This is a genomic window from Obesumbacterium proteus, assembly GCF_001586165.1.
Classification (GTDB): domain Bacteria; phylum Pseudomonadota; class Gammaproteobacteria; order Enterobacterales; family Enterobacteriaceae; genus Hafnia; species Hafnia protea.
The window spans coordinates 432,666-454,452 of record NZ_CP014608.1 but is presented as its reverse complement, the minus strand read 5'-3'; the positions used below and the strand labels follow the sequence as shown (position 1 = coordinate 454,452).

19 protein-coding genes and 1 pseudogene are annotated in these 21,787 nt (G+C 50.5%); 11 read left to right on the top strand and 9 right to left on the bottom strand.

Annotation, left to right across the window (positions count from 1 at the left end):
- Positions 1-521: 521 nt before the first annotated feature.
- Genes hemY through hemC form a run of 4 tightly spaced genes read right to left on the bottom strand, consistent with a single transcriptional unit; the run spans position 522 to position 4,596 of the window.
- Positions 522-1,727, bottom strand: coding sequence for a protoheme IX biogenesis protein HemY (hemY, locus tag DSM2777_RS02220; RefSeq protein ID WP_061553065.1), 1,206 nt, complete (start codon positions 1,725-1,727; stop codon positions 522-524).
- 2 nt (positions 1,728-1,729) lie between these two features.
- Entirely contained in the window at positions 1,730-2,908 is a 1,179-nt protein-coding gene (hemX, locus tag DSM2777_RS02215; RefSeq protein WP_046458548.1) for a uroporphyrinogen-III C-methyltransferase, read from the bottom strand.
- 21 nt (positions 2,909-2,929) lie between these two features.
- Positions 2,930-3,670, bottom strand: a complete 741-nt coding sequence (gene hemD, locus DSM2777_RS02210; protein WP_061553064.1) for a uroporphyrinogen-III synthase — start codon at positions 3,668-3,670, stop codon at positions 2,930-2,932.
- A complete protein-coding gene (hemC, locus tag DSM2777_RS02205; protein ID WP_061553063.1) occupies positions 3,667-4,596 on the bottom strand; it encodes a hydroxymethylbilane synthase in 930 nt (309 codons plus the stop codon). The genes hemD and hemC overlap by 4 nt, the downstream gene beginning before the upstream one ends.
- A gap of 333 nt (positions 4,597-4,929) precedes the next feature.
- Here hemC and DSM2777_RS02200 point away from each other — a divergent pair, with 333 nt between their 5' ends.
- The gene (locus tag DSM2777_RS02200; protein WP_046458546.1) at positions 4,930-7,479 is read left to right on the top strand and encodes a class I adenylate cyclase; all 2,550 of its coding nucleotides are present in this window, start codon (positions 4,930-4,932) and stop codon (positions 7,477-7,479) included.
- A 79-nt stretch (positions 7,480-7,558) separates the two neighbouring features.
- Here DSM2777_RS02200 and cyaY read toward each other — a convergent pair whose 3' ends face one another.
- Complete coding sequence (gene cyaY, locus DSM2777_RS02195; protein WP_061553062.1) at positions 7,559-7,885, bottom strand: iron donor protein CyaY; 327 nt, start codon at positions 7,883-7,885, stop codon at positions 7,559-7,561.
- Between the two features lie 93 nt (positions 7,886-7,978).
- Here cyaY and lptM point away from each other — a divergent pair, with 93 nt between their 5' ends.
- From lptM to uvrD, 6 genes and pseudogenes are all read left to right on the top strand, one after another.
- Positions 7,979-8,182 carry an LPS translocon maturation chaperone LptM gene (gene lptM / locus DSM2777_RS02190; RefSeq protein ID WP_038502611.1) on the top strand — a complete coding sequence of 68 codons (204 nt, stop codon included), beginning with the start codon at positions 7,979-7,981 and terminating at the stop codon, positions 8,180-8,182.
- 73 nt (positions 8,183-8,255) lie between these two features.
- Entirely contained in the window at positions 8,256-9,080 is an 825-nt protein-coding gene (dapF, locus tag DSM2777_RS02185) for a diaminopimelate epimerase (RefSeq protein ID WP_046458544.1), read from the top strand.
- Between the two features lie 32 nt (positions 9,081-9,112).
- Entirely contained in the window at positions 9,113-9,817 is a 705-nt protein-coding gene (locus DSM2777_RS02180) for a DUF484 domain-containing protein (protein WP_040046686.1), read from the top strand.
- Positions 9,814-10,725, top strand: coding sequence for a tyrosine recombinase XerC (xerC, locus tag DSM2777_RS02175; RefSeq protein WP_061553061.1), 912 nt, complete (start codon positions 9,814-9,816; stop codon positions 10,723-10,725). Before DSM2777_RS02180 ends, xerC begins: the two co-directional genes overlap by 4 nt.
- A pseudogene (gene yigB, locus DSM2777_RS02170) lies at positions 10,725-11,452 on the top strand (5-amino-6-(5-phospho-D-ribitylamino)uracil phosphatase YigB). The gene xerC and the pseudogene yigB overlap by 1 nt, the downstream one beginning before the upstream one ends.
- 85 nt (positions 11,453-11,537) lie before the next feature.
- Complete coding sequence (uvrD, locus tag DSM2777_RS02165) at positions 11,538-13,700, top strand: DNA helicase II (protein ID WP_061553060.1); 2,163 nt, start codon at positions 11,538-11,540, stop codon at positions 13,698-13,700.
- A gap of 55 nt (positions 13,701-13,755) precedes the next feature.
- Here the strand turns inward: uvrD and DSM2777_RS02160 are convergent, their stop codons facing one another.
- Positions 13,756-14,235, bottom strand: a complete 480-nt coding sequence (locus DSM2777_RS02160; protein WP_061553059.1) for a WbuC family cupin fold metalloprotein — start codon at positions 14,233-14,235, stop codon at positions 13,756-13,758.
- 478 nt (positions 14,236-14,713) lie between these two features.
- On the opposite strand from DSM2777_RS02160, the gene corA reads away from it, so the two are divergent.
- Positions 14,714-15,664 carry a magnesium/cobalt transporter CorA gene (gene corA / locus DSM2777_RS02155; protein ID WP_025802150.1) on the top strand — a complete coding sequence of 317 codons (951 nt, stop codon included), beginning with the start codon at positions 14,714-14,716 and terminating at the stop codon, positions 15,662-15,664.
- A gap of 45 nt (positions 15,665-15,709) precedes the next feature.
- Here the strand turns inward: corA and rarD are convergent, their stop codons facing one another.
- Positions 15,710-16,600: an EamA family transporter RarD gene (rarD, locus tag DSM2777_RS02150; protein ID WP_040046682.1), complete on the bottom strand. Its 891-nt coding sequence runs from the start codon at positions 16,598-16,600 to the stop codon at positions 15,710-15,712.
- Positions 16,601-16,734: 134 nt separating this feature from the next.
- A complete protein-coding gene (locus tag DSM2777_RS02145) occupies positions 16,735-17,205 on the bottom strand; it encodes a thioesterase family protein (RefSeq protein WP_025802154.1) in 471 nt (156 codons plus the stop codon).
- Positions 17,206-17,385: 180 nt separating this feature from the next.
- Between DSM2777_RS02145 and pldA the strand changes: the two genes are divergently transcribed.
- Positions 17,386-18,264 (top strand): phospholipase A, encoded by an 879-nt coding sequence (gene pldA / locus DSM2777_RS02140; RefSeq protein WP_061553058.1) that lies wholly within the window; start codon positions 17,386-17,388, stop codon positions 18,262-18,264.
- 95 nt (positions 18,265-18,359) lie between these two features.
- The gene (gene recQ / locus DSM2777_RS02135; RefSeq protein WP_061553057.1) at positions 18,360-20,198 is read left to right on the top strand and encodes an ATP-dependent DNA helicase RecQ; all 1,839 of its coding nucleotides are present in this window, start codon (positions 18,360-18,362) and stop codon (positions 20,196-20,198) included.
- 63 nt (positions 20,199-20,261) lie between these two features.
- Here the strand turns inward: recQ and DSM2777_RS02130 are convergent, their stop codons facing one another.
- On the bottom strand, positions 20,262-21,104 hold the full coding sequence (locus DSM2777_RS02130) for a 23S rRNA (adenine(2030)-N(6))-methyltransferase RlmJ (protein WP_046458538.1): 843 nt from the start codon (positions 21,102-21,104) through the stop codon (positions 20,262-20,264).
- Between the two features lie 266 nt (positions 21,105-21,370).
- On the opposite strand from DSM2777_RS02130, the gene DSM2777_RS02125 reads away from it, so the two are divergent.
- Positions 21,371-21,736 (top strand): hypothetical protein, encoded by a 366-nt coding sequence (locus tag DSM2777_RS02125; protein ID WP_061553056.1) that lies wholly within the window; start codon positions 21,371-21,373, stop codon positions 21,734-21,736.
- Positions 21,737-21,787: the final 51 nt, after the last annotated feature.

The window sequence follows — 21,787 nt, the reverse complement described above, 5'->3', positions numbered from 1 at the left end:
ATGTGATGTCTCTGAATTGAGACTTATAAGTTATTAATTTAATTGAACAAATAATAGTGAAGGTAACGCTGTCGTTTTTAAGCGACAGTTTATAGATTCAATATGGCTAGATAGTTCAGAGAGGCGAACTGAGCGCGCAATCGGCTAAAACGCCAGCGTGTGAATAAAGCATCAGGCTTAACGAATAGTGGAAAAATACGGTTTAAACTCCGGATAGATAAAACTTGGCACGCTATGTGCAATATCTATTCTGTAGATGCTCATTCACCTCCTTATGTTTGCGAAAGCTTCATAAACCTCCGAATGATGCAGAGCCAATTTACGGTGTCTATTGTCCGATTCTGATGATAGTGGTCTTGACCCTTCATCAAGCTACGGGCGTAACGTTGAGTGAGACACCAATCAGTTGTCCTAAGATCTGATTGTCCTTTTAGACACTTGCCATTTGGCAGGTGTTTTTTTTGCCTAAAAATAGCGATAAAAAAAGCCCGCTATGCGGGCTTTTAGAGGTGAAGCAATTCTTAGGAGGGATTCACTGGCTGCTCTTGTTTGAGCGTCAGTAGCAATCCGTCACGTCGCATCTGCGCCGCTTCTTCTGGACGATGCAGCTTATCAAGTACGTCAGCCAGCCATGCGTAGTCGTAGGCGTCAGGACGCTGTTTCAGCGCGGCACGAAACGCATCGCTTGCCTGCTGCCATTCACCATGGCGCATCAAGAGCTGACCCAAGGTGCTGTTAAGCAGCGCGCTTGCGCCATGCTGCTTAATTTGCTGGTTCAACAGCTTTTCCAACTGTTCAGGATTACCTGATTTCAGTTTCGGCATCAGCAACACTAAGCGTTCGTCAAACTTACGCTTCAGACCATCGACGAGAATCTGCTGAGCCGTATCGTGATCGTTGCATTCAATGAGATGCTCAATCATGGCCACTTGCAGCGCTGTTTCATGGCGGGTTTTACGACTCTGGTCATTCCACCAACCCTTCAGCGCGAGGCTACCGCCGTTGGCCATACGCTCGTTCATCAGGCCAATGTAAGCTTGCAGCTGTAGCTTCTGGATCTCTTCATCGTTATACACGTTGGCTTTCGCCAAGCTCGGCAGGATCTCAAGCAATGACTGATATGCCTGCGTTTTAACATATGCCTGTTCGGCTAAACGAAGCACTTCGGGGTGGCGCGGAGCCACGTTAAGCAGTGCATCTACGCCGTGGCGGGCCGCATGATTTTCACCACGCGCCAATTGGATACGTACTCGAGTAATATCAACAGGCAGCTGGTTGCTATCAGCAACTTCTGACGCACGTTCCAAATACTGGTTTACGCGTAGGTCGTCACCGCGTTGCTGGGCGGCTTCTGCGGCCAGCAAATAGTTAACGACAGGCTGCTCTGCGTGATCCGCATTGCGTGAAAGCAGTTTTTCAACCTGAGTGTAATCACCCTCGGCTAACTTCATTAAGCCTTCACGCGTTTGCTTACGAGCGCGAGTACGCTTGCGTCCAACAAACCAACCACGAGTGCGGGCACCTGTGCGGAACACGCGGCGCAGCACCCATTCAATCGCGAAGAGAACCACGATCAGCAGGATCAGCATGATCACCAGCGATGTCACGCTGGTTTCGATGTTGTAGGTATCCGTTTGGATGAGGACATAGCCTTGATGACCGGCAAACATCGGCCCCAGAACGATCCCTGCGATCAGGATAACAAACAGCAATAAAACTTTAAGCATGTCTATTCCCCCTGCGTTGCGGGTGCAGCGGCTGGCACAGAAGGTGTTGCCATCAAATTACGCACGCGGGTTTGCATCAGCTTTTCCAACAACGGCTGGCTTTTCAGATCCGTAGGAACATCCATATTGATGGACTGCTGGCTGAGTTCATCGAGCTGGCTCAGGAAGGCTTTAGTTGTTGGGTCGTTCATATCGAAATATGCACGTACCCACGTTGAGACAGTTTCAAGCGACTGTTGATAAACCTCGTTTTGATGACGAGGAACAGCCTGCGCGGCAACCAGAAGGCGAGAACGAATATTTTCGCGCAGATAGACGTCTTGATTTGGTGCTAGCAAAGGCTCGGCACTGCTGTCACGACGGCGCACGGTAATGAATTCCGACATAAAGTTATGCCAGCTTTTCACCAGATTTTGTCGCCATTCGGTCAGTGAACTCGACACTTCACCATCGTCTTCATCCATCGGCGCTTCGTCGGAGTTATTATCCGCTAAGCGCAGGTCGTCAACTTGGTTGGAGAGCTGATTCAGCTTGAGAATAATGCCGTCGAAGTCAATTTGGCTAACGCTGGCCAGCGAGGCAATGTCTTCGGTAATCGCACGGCGAACATCAATCAGGCTTGGGTCATTCATTTCAGCCAAACTTTCATCTGCGCTTTTCAACAATGCGCCTGCGGTCGTGACATCCTGATCGCTCCACAGTTTGCGGCCCGCAAGTTTGACGAGAAAGTCCGCCTGAGCCAGCAGCCAGTTTTTCGCATCACTGCCGGAAATCGCGGCCACTTTCGCTTCAAGCTCTTTTAGCTGCTGCGACTGTGAAGTTTGCAGCTGATCGGTCACGCTAAGCGCTTTGTTTTGCTGATTGATCAACGCATTAATGCGCAGTTTTTCTTGTGCCTGTTCAGTATGCAATGCGGTCAGTTGGTCGCTGAGCTCATTGTTTTCAGCTTGTTGAGCCAGAGCTTGCTGATGGCCGTGATAATACAGACCTGCGCCGAGAGCGATTGCTATAACGATAGCGATAGCGCCGAGCACCGGCCCTTTTGCGGATTCTTTTTTCACAGTTTTAGCGACCTGCTCACCAGAAGTATTGTTATTGAGATTAGATGCTGGCTGGATCTCGTGTTCAGTCGCGGTGTTCGTTTCCTCAACCTTTTCAGGCGGGGTTGTCGGTTCCGTCATCTTGGCACTTCCCATAGTCAGTTATTGTAGCGCGCGGATCAGCGCGTCATTATCAGCACTTTCAGCTACCTGAATGTCTTTCCAGCCCAATTCCTGGGCGAGGGTAGCCAACCGTTCGCTAACCACAATCAAGCGGCAATGTAGTAACCACATTTGCCGATCGTAATCAGGAACTAAATCATACAGTTGTTGCAGCATTTCGCCACTTGTCACGACCAGTGTTGAAATGCCCTGTCGTCGCCAATGTGCGCTTTGCTCTGCACCATTATAGTGGATAGCACAACGTTGGTAGCATTCTGACAGTGTTACGCTCACGCCACGTTGGGTCAATGTTTCTGCCAACAGCTCTCGTCCACCGTTGCCGCGCAGAATTAATGCCTGCTTGCCAGCGATATTTCTCAGTTCTGGGAGCAATAGCAAAGATTCAGAGGTTTCAGGTGGCTGGGGGTAAGCAACCGGCAAGCCTGTCGCCGTATGTAAACGCAGCGCAGTTGGGCGGCCAATGGCAAAATAGTTGAGTTCGCGTGGCCATGCTATCGCGGAGCGTTGTAGATACGAGTGCGCATAGCGTACTGCGTGCTGCGATAGAACAAAAACTAAATCGCCTTGTCGGAGCTGCGCTAAAAGATCTGGTAGCGCAGCGAGGCCAGTTCCCGGCGTGAAGTCGATTAATGGAGCATGATAGGCTGCTCGCCCTAGGGTTCGTAGTCTACTGACTAATTCCTCACCCGCAGGTGATGGGCGAGTTACCAAGATGCTCATCGTGGCGCTTGTCCTTGATACACGTCGTCTAGAATTTCACGCGCGCCGCGCTCTAGCAGTTCTTCTGCTAGCGAAACTCCCAGTTCGGCCGCCTGAGCGCGTGGCCCACGGCGTTCACCACGAATAATCAGAGTACCGTCAGGCTTGCCCACTAACGCTCGTAGCCATATTTCATCGCCATTAAGCTCTGAATAACTGCCGATAGGAACCTGACAGCCACCTTCTAAACGCGTGTTCATGGCGCGCTCGGCGATAACTCGAGTCGCGGTATCGCTATCATTCAACGGTGCGAGCAAGGCTTGGGTTTTTGCATCGTCCAATCGACATTCGATGCCGACGGCGCCTTGGCCTACGGCAGGTAAGGATTGTTCTGGTGGTAATGCATAACGGATACGCTCTTCAAGCTCTAAGCGTTTTAAACCGGCAGCGGCCAGAATAATGGCATCGTAGTCGCCGTTGTCCAGCTTAGCTAAGCGAGTCCCTACGTTGCCACGAAGATCGCGAACGATAAGGTCTGGGCGAATTTCTCTAAGCTGGCACTGGCGGCGTAGGCTTGATGTGCCCACGATGCTGCCTTCAGGTAGGTCTTCAAGTCGAGCATATTTCGGTGATACAAAAGCATCACGTGGATCTTCGCGTTCGCAGATAGTCACCAGCCCCAAACCTTCAGGAAAAGCGACCGGAACATCTTTCATTGAGTGAACGGCGATATCGGCGCGCCCATCGAGCAAAGCAAGTTCCAACTCCTTGACGAACAATCCTTTACCGCCAACTTTTGCTAGCGGTGTGTCTAATAAAACGTCACCACGCGTCACCATCGGCACCAGTTCCACGGTCAAATCTGGCCAATGGGCCTGTAGATGATCGCGCACATAATAGGCTTGCCATAACGCCAGCGGGCTTTGTCGGGTGGCGATACGGAGGATCTGATGTGGCTGAGGGTTATATCTAGCATGTGAATATCCATTTTTATCCTATGCTTCATCCTATCATTTTGTTCGCAAACGTGCAGCGCTGGAACCTAATGGCTGTTTGGCGGGAAAATAATCAGGAAGGAGAATGGATGAAATAGTCGGTAAGATCAAAGACAAGAAAGGTGCTACAATAAGTGTGTGGCTTTACATACTTTACGGTCAACCAGCAAGGTGTTAGATTGATCACGTTTCCAGCAATTTCTTATTAAAACATTTCTTACCAGAAAAACGGTAAGGTACGGAAACAGGCTTCTCTCAGACACTGGAATAATCAGGCGAAACGTCTTGTACCTCTACATCGAGACACTGAAACAGAGACTGGATGCGATAAATCAACTTCGAGTTGATCGCGCTTTAGCGGCCATGGGGCCGGCCTTTCAACAGGTTTACAGTCTGCTGCCAACCCTATTGCATTACCACCACCCGCTGATGCCGGGTTACCTTGATGGTAACGTTCCCCACGGCATTTGTTTCTACACGCCTGATGAAAATCAGCAAACCTACTTACATGAAATCGATCTTCGCTCTCCGGGCTCCATCGCAGAAGATCACCCTGGCCAATTGCCGATCACTGGCGTTTACTCAATGGGAAGTACTTCTTCTATTGGGCAAAGCTGTAGTTCGGATCTGGATATTTGGGTTTGTCATCAATCTTGGTTAGATGGCGAAGAGCGCAATCGGTTACAGCAAAAATGTACACAGCTGGAAAAATGGGCTGCATCGCTGGGCGTTGAAGTCAGCTTCTTCCTTATCGATGAAAACCGTTTTCGTCATAACGAAAGCGGCAGTTTGGGTGGGGAAGACTGTGGGTCTACCCAGCATATCCTGTTGCTTGATGAGTTCTACCGCACCGCAGTACGCCTAGCGGGCAAACGTATTCTGTGGAATATGGTGCCAAGCGAAGAGGAAGCGCATTACGACGAGTATGTCATGTCGCTGTACTCGCAGGGCGCGCTTACGCCAAACGAATGGCTCGATCTTGGCGGTCTAAGCTCGCTGTCTGCCGAAGAATACTTTGGCGCTAGCCTGTGGCAGCTGTATAAAAGCATCGATTCGCCGTACAAAGCCGTATTGAAAACGTTGTTGCTGGAAGCTTACTCATGGGAATATCCCAACGCTGAGCTGCTAGCTATCACCATCAAACAACGTTTACATAAAGGCGAAATTGTCTCGTTCGGACTCGATCCTTACTGCATGATGCTAGAGCGTGTGACGCACTATCTTGAGCAAATCAATGATACCGCGCGTCTCGATCTGGCTCGTCGCTGCTTCTATCTCAAAGTGTGTGAAAAATTATCGCGCAGCCGCGCCTGCGTTGGCTGGCGGCGTGAAATTTTAAGCCAACTGGTTGAGTCTTGGGGCTGGAGTCAAGAGCGTATCGAAGTGCTTGATGACCGCGCCAACTGGAAAATTGAACGCGTGCGTGAAGCGCATAATGAGCTGTTAGATGCGATGATGCAGAGCTATCGCAACCTCATTCGCTTCGCACGTCGTAATAACCTAAGCGTGAGCGCTAGCCCACAAGATATCGGGGTATTGACCCGTAAGCTTTACGCTGCGTTTGAAGCGTTGCCGGGTAAAGTGACGCTGGTAAACCCGCAAATATCGCCGGATTTGTCAGAAAAAAACTTAACGTTTATTCATGTGCCGATTGGCCGCGCGAACCGCACCGGCTGGTACTTGTATAACCAAGCACCGACTATCGATACCATCATCAGCCATCAGCCGTTGGAATATAACCGCTACTTAAACAAATTAGTGGCGTGGGCCTACTTCAACGGATTGCTGACGGCGGAGACTAAGTTACACATCAAGAGCAACAACAACCTGTGCGATATCAATAAGCTTCAGGGGCTGGTGCATGATGTGTCGCAGCATTTCCCTATTCGCTTGCCTGCGCCATCGCCGAAAGCGTTATACAGCCCGTGTGAGATCCGCCATTTGGCGATTATCGTCAACTTGGAAAATGATCCAACGGCCGCTTTCCGCAATCAGGTGGTGCATTTTGATTTCCGCAAACTGGATGTCTTTAGCTTTGGTCAGCAACAGCAATGCTTAGTTGGCAGTATCGACCTGCTGTATCGCAACTCGTGGAATGAGGTGCGTACCTTGCATTTCAGCGGTGAGCAGGCGGTATTAGAAGCGCTGAAAACGATCTTAGGCAAAATGCATCAGGATGCCGCTCCGCCGGAGTCCGTTGAGGTCTTGTGCTACAGCCAGCATTTACGCGGGTTAATTCGCACGCGGTTACAGCAGCTGGTTTCTGAATGTATTGACCTTCGCTTGTCTAGCACGCGATTAGAACCGGGGCGCTTTAAAGCTGTACGCGTCGCGGGGCAAACGTGGGGATTGTTCTTTGAACGTCTGAGCGTATCGGTGCAGAAATTGGAAAATGCGGTTGAGTTCTATGGCGCTATTTCTAATAACAAGCTGCATGGTCTTTCTATTCAGGTGGAAACCGAGCAGGTGCATCTGCCTGCCGTGGTTGATGGCTATGCCAGCGAAGGGATAATCCAATTCTTCTTTGAAGATGGGGATAACGACGGGTTTAACATCTACATTCTGGATGAAACCAACCGTGTGGAAGTTTATCACCACTGCGAAGGCAGCAAAGAAGAGCTGGTGCGCGACGTTAGCCGTTTCTATTCGTCATCGCATGACCGCTTTACCTATGGTTCAAGCTTTATCAACTTTAACCTGCCGCAGTTCTATCAGATCGTAAACGCCGATGGTCGTTCTCAGGTGATGCCGTTCCGTACCAACGTATTGCCACAGTGCAACGTTAATGACGACAACGACGGAACGCCGCTTAAACAGCAATTCCAGCTGCATTAATCGTAAGTACAGCACCACTCCAATTCTTCCCTATTCAGCGGAGAGTTGGAGTGGGCGCTGATGCCGTTCGCGTTTCGGCTTATGCCGAAATTACCACATCTTCTTCGCCAGACTGCGCTCTGCATGCGGTTGACAGCAAAGCATAAAACTCTTCTCCGCTGCGATCGCAAATCCAGCTATCATCACGCAGGCTGAAGTGGTAACCGCCAGCTTTCGTGGCGAGCCATACCTGATGCAAGGGCTCCTGACGGTTGATCACGATTTTGCTGCCATTTTCGAAGGTCAGCGTCATCACTCCGCCATTGGTTTCATAGTCGATGTCGGCATCACCTTCATAAGCGTCAATGGCCTCTTCGATGTTTAACATCAGCTTATCTGCTAACTGGTGAAACTCGGTATCGTTCATAATCATTTCCTATTGCTTTTCAGGGTCCAACTGCGATTATAGAGAGCTTATAGGTAGGATTCACACGCATTAATACAATAAATGGTAATGACCATGAAAAAACAATTTCGTTGGGCCTTGGTGGCTGTTTCCCTATTCGGCCTTGCTGGTTGCGGTTTGAAAGGGCCTTTATACTTTCCTCCGGCTGATGCCCCAGCGGCGTCGAAGAGCCAGCCAGATACACAAACTAACGCGCCAGCAGCAAATCAGGGCGCGAATACACCGTCTAATATTGCCGGTGTAGAACAAGGCCAATAATCCACGATAGCGAGAACTGTCAGGATGTTAGTTCGGTGACCACGGAAGTTAAGGCGTAGGGTGAGAGGTAGTTATGCAGTTCTCTAAAATGCACGGTTTAGGCAACGATTTCATGGTCGTTGATGCTGTTACACAAAACGTATACTTCTCGCCGGAGCTTATCCGCCGTCTATCCGATCGACATAATGGCGTAGGTTTTGATCAGATGCTGATCGTTGAACCACCCTACGATCCTGATTTAGATTTTCACTATCGTATTTTCAACGCTGATGGGAGCGAAGTTGCGCAGTGTGGTAACGGTGCGCGCTGTTTTGCTCGTTTCGTGCGTTTGAAAGGGCTAACCAATAAACGTGAAATTCGCGTAAGCACGCAGAATGGTCGGATGGTGCTCAAGGTCAGCGATGACGAACTGGTCACGGTGAATATGGGCGAACCGATTTTTGAGCCGTCCAAAATTCCATTCAAAGCCGTGAAAGCGGAAAAGACCTATATCATGCGTGCGTCTGAACATACTATCCTGTGTGGCGCGGTATCGATGGGGAATCCCCACTGCGTGCTTCAGGTTGATGATGTTGAAACGGCGCTGGTGGAAACCATCGGCCCGGTACTTGAAAGCCATGAACGCTTCCCTGAACGCGTTAACGTGGGTTTCATGCAGGTCATTAACCGTAATCAGATCAAGCTACGGGTGTATGAACGCGGTGCGGGTGAAACTCAGGCCTGCGGCAGCGGTGCCTGTGCGGCGGTTGCCGTGGGGATCCAGCAAGGCTTGCTGGATGAAAACGTTCAGGTTGATCTTCCCGGCGGGCGTTTGCAAATTCGCTGGAAAGGGCCTGATAACCCACTGTTCATGACGGGCCCCGCAACCCACGTTTATGATGGATTTATACACCTGTAATTCATACGTTTATGAGTGAGCGATAGACAACTATGAGCGACATCGAAGATCGGGTATTGGATAATCTGGCGCTAAGTGACGCGCAGGTGATGGAGTATCTGCAACAGAATCCTGATTTCTTCATTCGTAATGCACGCAATGTTGAGCAGATGCAGATCCCTCATCCGGTGCGTGGTGCTGTTTCATTAGTTGAATGGCAACTGAACCGACAACGTCAGCACATTTTCAATTTGGAAGAAGAGATCACGCTGCTGATGGAGCAGGCCAGCGCCAATGAAGTTCTGTTTAATCGCCTGCTTGAGCTGCAAGGGCATCTTGCGGGCGCAGAAAGCCTCGCTGATTTTCTCCAACGGTTTAACCGCTGGGCACGTTCTCTTGGGTTAGCCGGTGCCAATATTCGTTTGTTTAGCGACAAATGGTATCTGAATGCGCCTTCTGACTTTGCGCATTTGGCTTTGTCGCGCAATGAATTCGAAATGATGCGAATTCAGCGGTTGGGGAACCAAAACCACTATCTCGGCACCCTGAATGGCCCCGAGCTATTGTTGGTTTTGCCTCAGGCGAAAATGGTTGGCTCGGTCGCGCTTTCCTTGATGGGCGAGTTTGGCGACTTAGGTCTGATTATCTTCAGCAGCCGCGATAGCCATCACTATCAGCAAGGCCAAGGCACCGTGTTGCTGGATCAGCTCGCATTGCTGATGCCGGGGCTAATCAGCCGTTGGATTGAACGCCAATGAGCAGTGATACTCAGGCGCTGGAACTGCCGGTTGAGGCATTCCTGCGCTTTTTGCGCGTTGAGCGTCAGTTCAGCCCGCACACCATCGAAAGCTATCATCATCAGCTGACTGCCATTATTGAGATTGTTGCCCCCGCAGGTTTACGCGATTGGCGGCAACTCGATGCAACCCAAGTGCGTATGATTACCGCGCGTAGCAAGCGAAAAGGCCTTGAGGCGGCAAGCCTTGCCCTGCGTTTGTCGGCGTTACGTAGCTTTATCGATTGGCAGGTGAGCCAAGGTGTGATGTCGGTTAATCCGGCGAAAGGCATTAGTGCACCTAAGCAGGCTCGTCACTTACCCAAAAATCTCGACGTTGATGACGTAAACCGTCTGCTCGACATAGATGCTAGCGATCCCCTTGCCGTGCGCGACCGTACCATGCTGGAAGTGATGTATGGCGCGGGTCTGCGTCTTTCTGAGCTGGTGGGATTAGACTGCCGCCACATGAATATGGCTTCGGGCGAAGTGTGGGTGATGGGGAAAGGGAGCAAAGAGCGAAAGCTGCCGATTGGACGTACTGCCATTCATTGGCTGGAACAGTGGCTGCCACTGCGCGAGATTTACGATCCGGTGGATGACGCCGTTTTTGTGTCTAAGCTGGGTAAGCGAATTTCGGTGCGAAGCGTGCAAAAGCGCTTTGCTGAATGGGGCGTTAAACAAGGCGTAACCAGCCATATTAACCCGCATAAGCTCCGTCACTCTTTTGCAACGCATATGCTTGAATCCAGTGGCGATCTGCGCGCAGTGCAAGAACTGCTGGGTCATGCGAATCTGACTACCACCCAAATCTATACCCACCTCGATTTCCAACATTTGGCGAAGGTGTATGATGCAGCGCATCCACGCGCGAAACGAGGAAAATCCTGATGTGCTCGACGCTTCATTTCTATCGCCCGCTCAACGCGATCGGGGCTTTTACCTTCGATCTGGACGATACGCTTTATGATAATCACCCCGTGATTATGCGTACCGAGCGGGAGTCTCTGGCATTTTACAGCAAAACTTTGAACCATTGCGTGATTGGCAAAGCCCCGACTGGCAACGCCTGCGAGCCGAATTACGGTCTGAAAATCCTGAAATTTACCACGACGTCACCGCCTGGCGCTGGCAGGCTGTGCATCTGGCGTTAACGCGAAACGGTTTTAACCACGCCCAAGCTAGCGCCGGTGCAGATTCTGCGATGGAAAACTTCGCCTACTGGCGTAGCCAAATCACGGTGCCGGAGTCTACGCATAAGACGCTGCAAGCGTTAGCGGAAAAAGCGCCCTTGGCGGCAATTACCAACGGTAATGCGGATCCGAACCTGTTTGGTTTAGCGGACTATTTTGCGTTTATATTGCGCTCAGGCCCTGACGGACGCGCCAAGCCTTACAACGACATGTATTGTGCCGCTCAGCAGCGCTTAAACGTTCCCATGGGAAATATTCTGCATGTGGGTGATGACCTCACCACTGACGTGGCGGGAGCCGTGCGCTGCGGCATGCAGGCCTGCTGGATCAACGACCGTGAGCGCAGCCTAACAACCGCTTCAGATAGCCGTTTGTTACCTCACGTTGAGATTTCACGGTTGGATTCGCTCACCGCGCTGATATAATCTCCAATAATCTGTATAAATTCCCAGTGAAAAAGACGTATTGCGTTTAGCGACGCGTCTGTTTCCCCATTTTAAAACGGTGCCTATGGACGTTTCCGATCTGCTCAACAGCCTTAACGATAAACAACGCGAAGCCGTTGCTGCGCCACGCAGTAACCTTCTGGTGCTGGCTGGAGCCGGAAGCGGCAAGACGCGCGTCTTGGTGCATCGCATCGCGTGGCTGCTGTCGGTAGAAAACTGTTCGCCGTTTTCGATTATGGCCGTCACCTTTACCAACAAAGCCGCCGCGGAAATGCGCCACCGTATCGAACATCTGATTGGCACTAGCCAAGGCGGCATGTGGATCGGTACTTTCCACGGTTTGGCGCACCGCCTGCTGCGCGCGCATCATCTGGATGCCAATCTGCCGCAGGATTTCCAAATCCTTGATAGCGATGACCAGCTTCGTTTGCTCAAACGTATCGTTAAGGCATTGAATCTGGATGAGAAACAGTGGCCGCCGCGTCAAGGCATGTGGTACATCAACAATAAAAAAGATGATGGACTGCGTCCTCAGCACATTGAAAGCTACGGGAATCCCGTAGAACAGACGTGGCTGCGCGTCTATCAGGCCTATCAAGAAGCCTGCGATCGTGCGGGGCTGGTGGATTTCGCCGAACTGCTATTGCGCGCCCACGAGCTATGGCTCAATAAACCTCAAATCCTCAACCACTATCGCGAGCGTTTCACCAATATTCTGGTGGACGAATTCCAAGATACCAACCGGATTCAGTACGCATGGATCCAGATGCTGGCAGGCAATAGCGGCAAAGTGATGATTGTTGGCGATGACGATCAGTCGATCTACGGCTGGCGTGGCGCTCAGGTTGAGAATATCCAACGTTTTCTGGATGATTTTCCCGGTGCTGAGACTATCCGCTTAGAACAAAACTACCGCTCAACCAGCAATATACTGAAAGCCGCGAACGCCTTAATTGAAAACAACGATGGGCGCTTGGGTAAAAAGCTGTGGACCGAAGACGGCGACGGCGAAAAAATTTCGCTCTACTGCGCGTTTAATGAATTGGATGAATCACGTTTTGTGGTGAATCGCATTAAAGCGTGGCAGGACAACGGCGGCTCTCTTAACGACTGCGCCATTCTTTATCGTAGCAACGCCCAATCGCGTGTATTGGAAGAGGCGCTGTTACAGGTGGCAATGCCATACCGTATTTACGGTGGACAACGATTCTTCGAACGTCAGGAAATCAAAGATGCGTTGGCTTATTTACGCCTGATTTCCAACCGTAATGATGATGCGGCATATGAGCGTGTGGTCAACACACCAACGCGCGGCATTGGTGATCGCACGCTGGACGTTATTCGCCAAGCTGCACGCGATCGTCAGCTGACGCTATGGCAGGCCACGCACGAGCTGATCCAAGAAAAAGTATTTGCTGGGCGAGCCTCAGGTGCACTACAGCGCTTTATCGAACTGATTGATGCCTTAGCCAATGATACGGCCGATATGCCGCTGCATGTACAGACAGACCGCGTAGTGCGCGATTCGGGTCTGCGCCAGATGTATGAGCAAGAAAAGGGTGAAAAAGGCCAAACGCGTATTGAGAACTTAGAGGAACTGGTGACCGCTACGCGCCAGTACAGCTATGAGGATGAAGACGAGGACTTGCTGCCGTTGCAGGCATTCCTGTCGCATGCGGCGCTTGAAGCCGGTGAAGGGCAGGCAGACGCCTACCAAGACGCGGTTCAGCTCATGACGCTGCACTCGGCGAAAGGTCTGGAGTTCCCGCAGGTGTTTATCGTGGGGATGGAAGAGGGGATGTTCCCAAGCCAAATGTCGCTGGATGAAGGCGGGCGTTTGGAAGAAGAACGTCGCTTGGCCTACGTTGGGGTGACGCGAGCGATGCGAAAACTGACGATCACCTATGCGGAGACTCGCCGCCTGTATGGCAAAGAAGTTTATCACCGTCCATCTCGTTTTATTGGTGAGTTGCCAGAAGAGTGCGTGGAAGAGGTGCGCCTGCGGGCAAGCGTTACTCGCCCCGTTAAGCACGCCAGCATGGGAACGCCAATCAGCGCCAATGACAGCGGTTTTAAACTCGGTCAGCGGGTCAAACACGCTACGTTTGGTGAAGGTACGGTGATCAATCTGGAAGGTAGCGGTGAGCATAGTCGCTTACAGATTGCGTTTCAGGGCGAAGGCATTAAGTGGCTGGTTGCGGCTTATGCCAAGTTAGAGGCGATGTAATTCCGGTTTAATATCCCTTTCCAATCTCCCCCTTAGCAGGGGGAGAGTTTAGGGCTTATTCGGCAAACGAATATTTATCCCCAACCTGCGCCTGCGAATACCACGCCATCAGTTCCTGAGTGCCAGCTTCGCCCTCTGCGGGTGCCCAAGGCGCTGAATCCTGCTCGGTTACGGGCTGGTAGCCACCGTGTTTAACTTCAAAAATCACGCCGCCGTTATCCAGTGACAGTACCGAATGCCATGTTCCGGCATCCATCTCTAGAGCCACACACTCTTTGCCCAACACCACGCGACGAGTAACCACGCCTTGTTCGTCAAAATTCAGTATCAAAAAGCGGCCGCTCAATGGTAGCAAAAGCTCGAAAGTATGTGGGTGACGATGCGGGCGAATGTAGGTTCCAGGCTCCATCGCGATGGCAAGACGCTGCACCGGATCGCTCAATTCTGGATGAAAATTGCGGTGAGCGCGTAAACGAGGTGCGCTGGCCGCAGCGGCGCTCTGCTGTTTCAGATCATCAAACGTGATTTGTTTCATAGGGGGTGCCTGATTTTAGGAATAGTGGAGTCTAATAGGTGAATGCATTGCTATAAGGTAATAGATGGGTCAAGCTAGCGATATGATTTTTACCTTACATTTCCGATTGCAGCATGGTTGCTGAAAGCAAAACCCATAAATGTTTTGGTATAAAACATCCTGAGTGAATAATGTTCTGGAATTAGTCACAACGCCAGTTGACAGGCTTTTTCGTATCGGCGTAACATGCGCGCACTATTATCTGTGAGGACATACGCCTTGGACACACCCAGTAGATACTGGCTCAATGAACCCGTTAGCGGGTACAACTTCTAAGGCTATCCACTTATGCTGATAGCCTTCGTGGTTGTCAGCGACCTCTATACGTCGCTATGAGTCAGATCTGATATGGTCTGAAACAGCTAGGTGACGCTACCCCTCGTTTGTTTCCTGTGCTCCATGCGTGATCCTTAATGTCACCGCAACGGAGTTTAAAAGCATGCTAAGTGCATTTAGATTAGACAACAGCCGCTTATCCCGTCTGGAGCTGGATGACACGGAAGATCTGACTTCATCTTTGTGGGTCGATTTAGTCGAACCTGAAGAAGATGAACGTCAACGAGTTCAAGATGAGCTAGGTCAAAGTCTGGCAACTCGCCCAGAACTGGACGATATCGAAGCATCAGCACGTTTCTTCGAAGATGAAGACGGCCTGCATATTCACTCCTTCTTCTATTATGAAGATGCGGAAGATCATGCTGGCAACTCCACCGTGGCATTTACCATCCGCGATGGTCGCCTGTATACGCTGCGCGAGCGCGAACTCCCGGCGTTCCGGCTGTATCGTATGCGCGCCCGCAACCAGATGCTGGCTGATGGAAATGCCTATGAGCTGTTACTCGATCTGTTCGAAACCAAAATCGAACAGCTGGCAGATGAAATCGAAAACATCTACAGCGATCTGGAAAAGCTTAGCCGCGTGATTATGGAAGGTCATCAGGGCGACGAATACGATGAAGCCCTTTCGACGCTGGCCGAACTGGAAGATATCGGTTGGAAGGTTCGCCTGTGTCTGATGGATACCCAGCGAGCGCTGAATTTCTTGGTGCGTAAGGCGCGTTTACCGGCCAGTCAGTTGGAGCAGGCGCGTGAAGTCTTACGAGATATCGAATCCCTGCTGCCACACAATGAATCACTGTTCCAGAAAGTAAACTTCCTGATGCAGGCGGCAATGGGCTTTATCAACATTGAGCAGAACCGCATCATCAAGATCTTCTCGGTGGTATCCGTGGTGTTCCTGCCGCCAACGCTGGTTGCATCTAGCTACGGGATGAACTTTGAGTTTATGCCTGAGCTGAAATGGTCGTTCGGTTATCCGGGGGCGATTGGTTTGATGATTCTGGCGGGACTTGCGCCGTATTTATACTTCAAGCGCAAAAACTGGCTTTAACCTGTCTCTTCTTTTCCTCCCCATCGCTGGGGAGGAAAGTCTGCATCAGCTGCGCAATTTTCTCTGCGTATACAGCGCATCCATAATAAACAACAGCAGTGCCGCCCAAATAAAGCCGAACGCCACCAGTTTATCCTGCGTCATTTGCTCGTTGTAGAAAGTAATCGCCAGAATAAACATCAACGTTGGGCCAAGGTATTGGAAGAACCCCAGCGTGGAAAGGCGTAGGCGCGTTGCCGCTGCCGTAAAGAACAATAATGGAATGGTGGTGACAATCCCTGCGGCGACTAGCAGCAGGTTGAGCGACATTGGATTCGCACTCAAATGGCTGGTTGCGCTGTCGGCAATGCCAAACAGGTAAATAGCCGCAATCGGCAGTAACCACAGAGTTTCAATCAGCATGCCGGTTTGGGCATCTACCGCGATTTTCTTACGAATTAGCCCGTAAAATGCAAAGCTAAACGCCAGTCCAAGCGAGATCACCGGCACAGAACCAAACTTCCATAGCTGAATCAGTACTCCGCAGACCGCCAGCGCCAGCGCAATCCACTGCATCCGTCGGAAGCGTTCACCGAGGAAAACTACGCCGAGCAACACGTTAACCAATGGATTGATGAAGTATCCGAGGCTGGCTTCCAGCATATGGTGATTATTCACAGCCCAGATAAACAACAGCCAGTTTCCGCCAATCAAACAAGCGCTTAACGCGAGAAGACCAATCTTGCCGGGAGTTTTGCCCAGCGCTCGTACTTTGGACCAATTTTTAGTCAGCGAAAGCAAAATCAGCATGAAGAAGAATGACCAGATCACGCGATGGGTCAGGATCTCGGTGGGTGGAACCTGCTGGATCAGCTTAAAGTAGGCAGGGGCGATACCCCAGATAAAATAGGCGGCCAGAGCAAACAAGATGCCTTGGCGAGTTTGTTGCGAATCCATGAAACACTTCCGAAAAAATGAATAGGCGCTGAGTCTACTGTATTTTTCTGGAATGTTTCATAGTAGTAACAGAGATGATTCAATTAAGCCTAACTTATCCCAAGATTTCACAGAAATCTGGTAAAAAATGCTACCTAGCCGACCATATACGTGGCGGTGGCCGAAGCAATGTGTAGGTTTGATTCGTTATGAAGTTCAACGCGTGCAACCGCGACTTTATTCCCTGCTCTTAGCAGGCTACCACTGGCCACGAAGCGCTCACCGCGCCCAGGGCGTAGATAGTCCACTCGCATATCGATTGTGCCCATTTTAGACAGTCGTGCTAGCAACTCTTCCTGTGTGATTTCGTCATGGCGCAATAGGGCTGAACCCACACACACCAAGCCTGCGCAAACATCCAATACCGATGCGATAACACCGCCGTGCAAAATTTTCTGATGAGCATTGCCGACCAGCATTTCTTTGGAATCAAAAACCAGTTCGGCATAGTCAGCCTCAAAACGTTGAAGCTCTAGCCCTAAGGCTCGATTAAATGGCATGTGGTAAACGAAGATTTCGCTAATAAGAGCGCTAGCAGATTCGCGCGTGAGGAGCGTGGCTGACATGGTTCTGTCCTTCTTCTTGCAGGTGGATAATAAATATTATTGTTAATTTTATGTTGATATTATGCTTAATTATTGTTTGGTTCCAGCACCAATAAGAATGATGAACGTTCCTGCAGAGTCCCTAACGTGTAGAATGTCGCCTTTGAATCATTGATGGCGTAAATATTAGGGGTAATAACGATGCGTAAGGGATGGATGATGTTAGCGGGACTGCTGGCGGTTCCTGCTGCGGTTCAGGCTGAAGAAGCAACGATAAAGCAGGTTCATGATAAGCCGCAGGTGAAAGGCAGCATCATCGCGAACATGTTGGTTGAACACGATAACCCATTTACGCTCTATCCTTACGACACCAACTACCTGCTTTACACTGAAACCAGCGATGTAAACAAAGAAGCCATTCAATCTTATTCTTGGGCTGATGACGCACGCAAAGACGAAGTGAAATTCCAGCTCAGCCTAGCGTTCCCTATCATCCGTGGAATTGCAGGCGATAATTCGGTGTTAGGAATGTCTTATACGCAGCGCTCGTGGTGGCAGGCTTTCAACCGTAGCGCATCTTCTCCATTCCGTGAAACCAACTATGAGCCACAGCTTTTTGTCGGCTGGGCAACGGATTATCAGTTGGGCGATTGGACACTTCGCGACATAGAAACCGGCTTTAATCATCAGTCTAACGGACGCTCTGATCCAACGTCGCGTAGCTGGAACCGCGTTTATGCGCGTTTGATGGCGCAAAACGGTAACTTCCAAGCGCAGATTAAACCGTGGTATCGCATTCCCGAAAGCAGCAGCAAAGATGATAACCCTGATATCACCAAATACATGGGTTACTACGAAGCCCAGGTGGGCTATGAGTGGGGAGAAAGCGTCTTTACGGCAAAAGGGCACTATAACTGGAACACCGGTTACGGCGGTGGTGAGCTAGGATGGAGCTATCCGATGACGAAAACGTTGCGCTTCTACACGCAGTTGTATAGCGGCTACGGTGAATCAATGATTGATTACAACTTCAATCAAACCCGTTTTGGCGTGGGCATCATGCTCAACGATTTCATGTAATTTGCGCGCAACGCATATCCGCTAACGACAAAACCGGTGCATACGCCTAAAATAGCGCCGGTCTTAATTTATCACCCCTTTGGTTGAGGAGCAGCGTGGCAACGGCAGCCGTAATCAATGCAGAAATGCTGGCAGAACAGGTTTTGCGCGATACTTTTGGGTATCAGCAGTTCCGTCCTGGACAGCAAACTATCATCAATGCTGCGATCGCGGGACGGGATTGTCTGGTTGTGATGCCAACCGGAGGCGGCAAGTCTCTGTGTTATCAAATCCCTGCGTTGGTGATGGATGGCTTAACGCTGGTGGTTTCTCCGTTGATTTCCCTGATGAAAGATCAGGTCGATCAGCTACAGGCGAACGGTGTTAGCGCGGCCTGTCTTAACTCCACGCAGAACCGTGAACAGCAGCAAGAGGTATACGCTGGCTGTCGCAGTGGGGCGATAAAACTTCTCTATATTGCGCCAGAACGACTGATGATGGATAACTTCCTCGATCAGCTTCCGCACTGGCGACCTGCATTATTGGCGGTAGATGAAGCTCACTGTATTTCACAGTGGGGCCATGATTTCCGTCCTGAATACAGCGCGCTAGGTCTGATTAAGCAGCGTTTCCCTGAGATTCCGGTTATTGCGCTCACGGCCACCGCCGATGATGCCACGCGTAATGACATCGAGCGTTTGCTATCGCTAAACGACCCGCTGGTTCAGGTTAGCAGTTTTGACCGCCCAAACATTCGTTACACGCTCATCGAAAAATTCAAACCGCTGGATCAACTGATCCGTTTCGTGCAGGAACAACGCGGCAAATCGGGCATTATTTACTGTAACGGCCGAGCCAAAGTCGAAGACACCACGGCGCGTTTGCAAAGCCGAGGCTTTAGCGTCGGGGCGTATCACGCAGGGCTCGATCACGAACATCGTTCTTCGGTACAGGAAGCATTTCAACGCGACGATCTGCAGATTGTGGTGGCAACGGTTGCGTTCGGCATGGGTATTAACAAGCCCAACGTGCGTTTTGTGGTGCACTTTGATATTCCACGTAATATCGAAGCTTACTATCAGGAAACCGGTCGCGCTGGGCGCGATGGTTTACCCGCTGAAGCCGTTCTGCTTTATGACCCAGCCGATATGGCTTGGCTGCGCCGTTGTTTAGAAGAGAAACCTGAAGGGCAGCAGAAAGAGATTGAACGCCATAAGCTAAACGCAATGAATGCTTTCGCTGAGGCGCAAACCTGCCGTCGTTTAGTGCTGCTGAATTACTTTGGTGAAGGGCGGCAAGAATCCTGCGGCAACTGTGATATCTGTCTCGATCCGCCAAAACGTTACGATGGGCTAGAGGACGCGCAAAAGGCGCTGTCAGCGATTGCTCGCGTGGGTCAGCGGTTTGGTATTGGCTATGTTGTTGAGATCCTGCGCGGGGCGAATAACACCCGTATCCGTGAGTTTGGCCACGACAAGCTCAAAGTCTATGGATTGGGTCGCGACCATACGACCGAACACTGGGTCAGCGTATTGCGCCAGCTTATTCATCTGGGCTTAGTGACGCAAAATATTGCGATGCATTCAGCGTTGCAGCTGACTGAATCGGCGCGTCCGGTTTTACGCGGCGAAGTTCCTCTTCAGCTGGCCGTGCCACGCGTCATAAACCTCAAGTCGCGCAGCAGCAGTAGCCACGCCAGCAAAAACTACGGCGGAAACTATGACCGCAAGCTGTTTGCCAAGCTGCGTAAGCTACGCAAAGCGATTGCTGACGAAGAGAATATCCCGCCATACGTGGTATTTAACGATGCTACGTTGCTAGAAATGTCAGAGCAGATGCCGATTCGCGCCAGCGAATTGCTGAGCATTAACGGTGTAGGACAGCGTAAACTGGATCGCTTTGGTGCGCCGTTTATGACGCTGATCCGAGAACACGTTGATGGCGATGATGAGTAGTTTTACGCGTTAACTTCTGTCTCCCTCAATGTTGCTAAGGGAGACAGACAGCAATGACTTCAATTATTCCGGCACAATCCATTCAACTTTGGCATGACCTGTACCTTCCGGCACGAGCACTTTATGCAGCCAAGGCAGAACGTCGCGCATCTGTTGTTCTAGCTTCCACGGTGGGTTGATCACAATCATACCGGAAGCTGTCATACCGCGCTGATCGCTGTCTGGGCGAACCGCTAGTTCGATTTGCAAAATACGACGAATGCCGGTGTCTTGCAGATCGCGAGTCATGCGTTTGATTTGCTGACGCAGCACCACGGGATACCACAGCGCATAGACGCCGGTGGCAAAACGCTTATAGCCTTCCTGAATACCTTTCACCACGTCTTGATAATCGGTTTTCATTTCATACGGCGGATCGATCAACACGAAGCCACGGCGTGACAACGGAGGAAGCTGCGATTTCAGCTGCTGATAGCCATCGGCTTTCATCACTTTTGCGCGTTCGTCTTTAGAGAACTCATTGCGCAGCAGCGGGAAATCCGTTGGGTGCAGTTCGGTTAGATGGATTTTGTCGAAGTCGCGTAGCAGCTGGCGCGCAATCAGTGGCGAACCAGGGTAATAACGCAGTTGTTCGCCACGGTTAAAGTGTTTTACCGCGCTCAGGTAGGCTTCAAGCTCGGCGGGAACATCGTCGCGCTGCCAAATACGTGCGATACCTTCAAGGTATTCGCCGGTTTTTTCTGCATGCTCACCACTGAGCTGATAACGCCCCGCGCCGGAATGCGTATCCAGATAAAGGAAAGGCTTATCCTTTTCTTTCAGCGATTCAATAATCAAACTCTGAACGGTGTGTTTGAGGACATCGGCGTGATTGCCGGCGTGAAAACTGTGGCGATAACTAAGCATAGTGAATTTAAACTTTCGTATATTCTAATAACTAAAATAAAATCATTAGGATAGGTAAATTAAGACCGTGACAAGGCACAGCGAGTCTGCTCTTTTGGGCTGCGGGCATCGCGGCATGTCAGCAGGTGACGGTTAAGTATAAACGGTATGGCGATGAAAGACTTTATGGATTATCGCATATTGGTTTTGTGATACAGATAAGGGATGAGCGAATCCTGAAAGCAGATAATTGTGTGACAAGGAATGTTATGCACAAGGAGGGAGACTTGTACATTTTTAGTATCATAGCTCTCGTACTCACGTTGTGTGGTTGTAAAGACGCTAATAGCGTAGAACAGCTTAAACACTACGGCTCAAGCCCATTTGATCAGCAACGCTGGAAGCTGTCTGAGCACCGACTTGAAATGGTGTGGCGATTGGCTGTTGAGAGCGACTTATGCACAAAAAATGCCTCACAGTTAGTTGATTTGTTGGGTAATAGTGACGGGTATTTCATCAGTGAAAAATACCTGTCTTGGCAATTATCCTCCCATCAGCAATTAGCATTTAAAATGCAGCAACCAAGCCCTTATCCTGCGGGTTTTGCCATTACTTACGATAATAATGTTATGGAACAGATTTCTTGCCGCTAGATGTATTTTTGCCTGTGGTGCCTCCTATCAAAGCGATTGAACCCGCCAGCC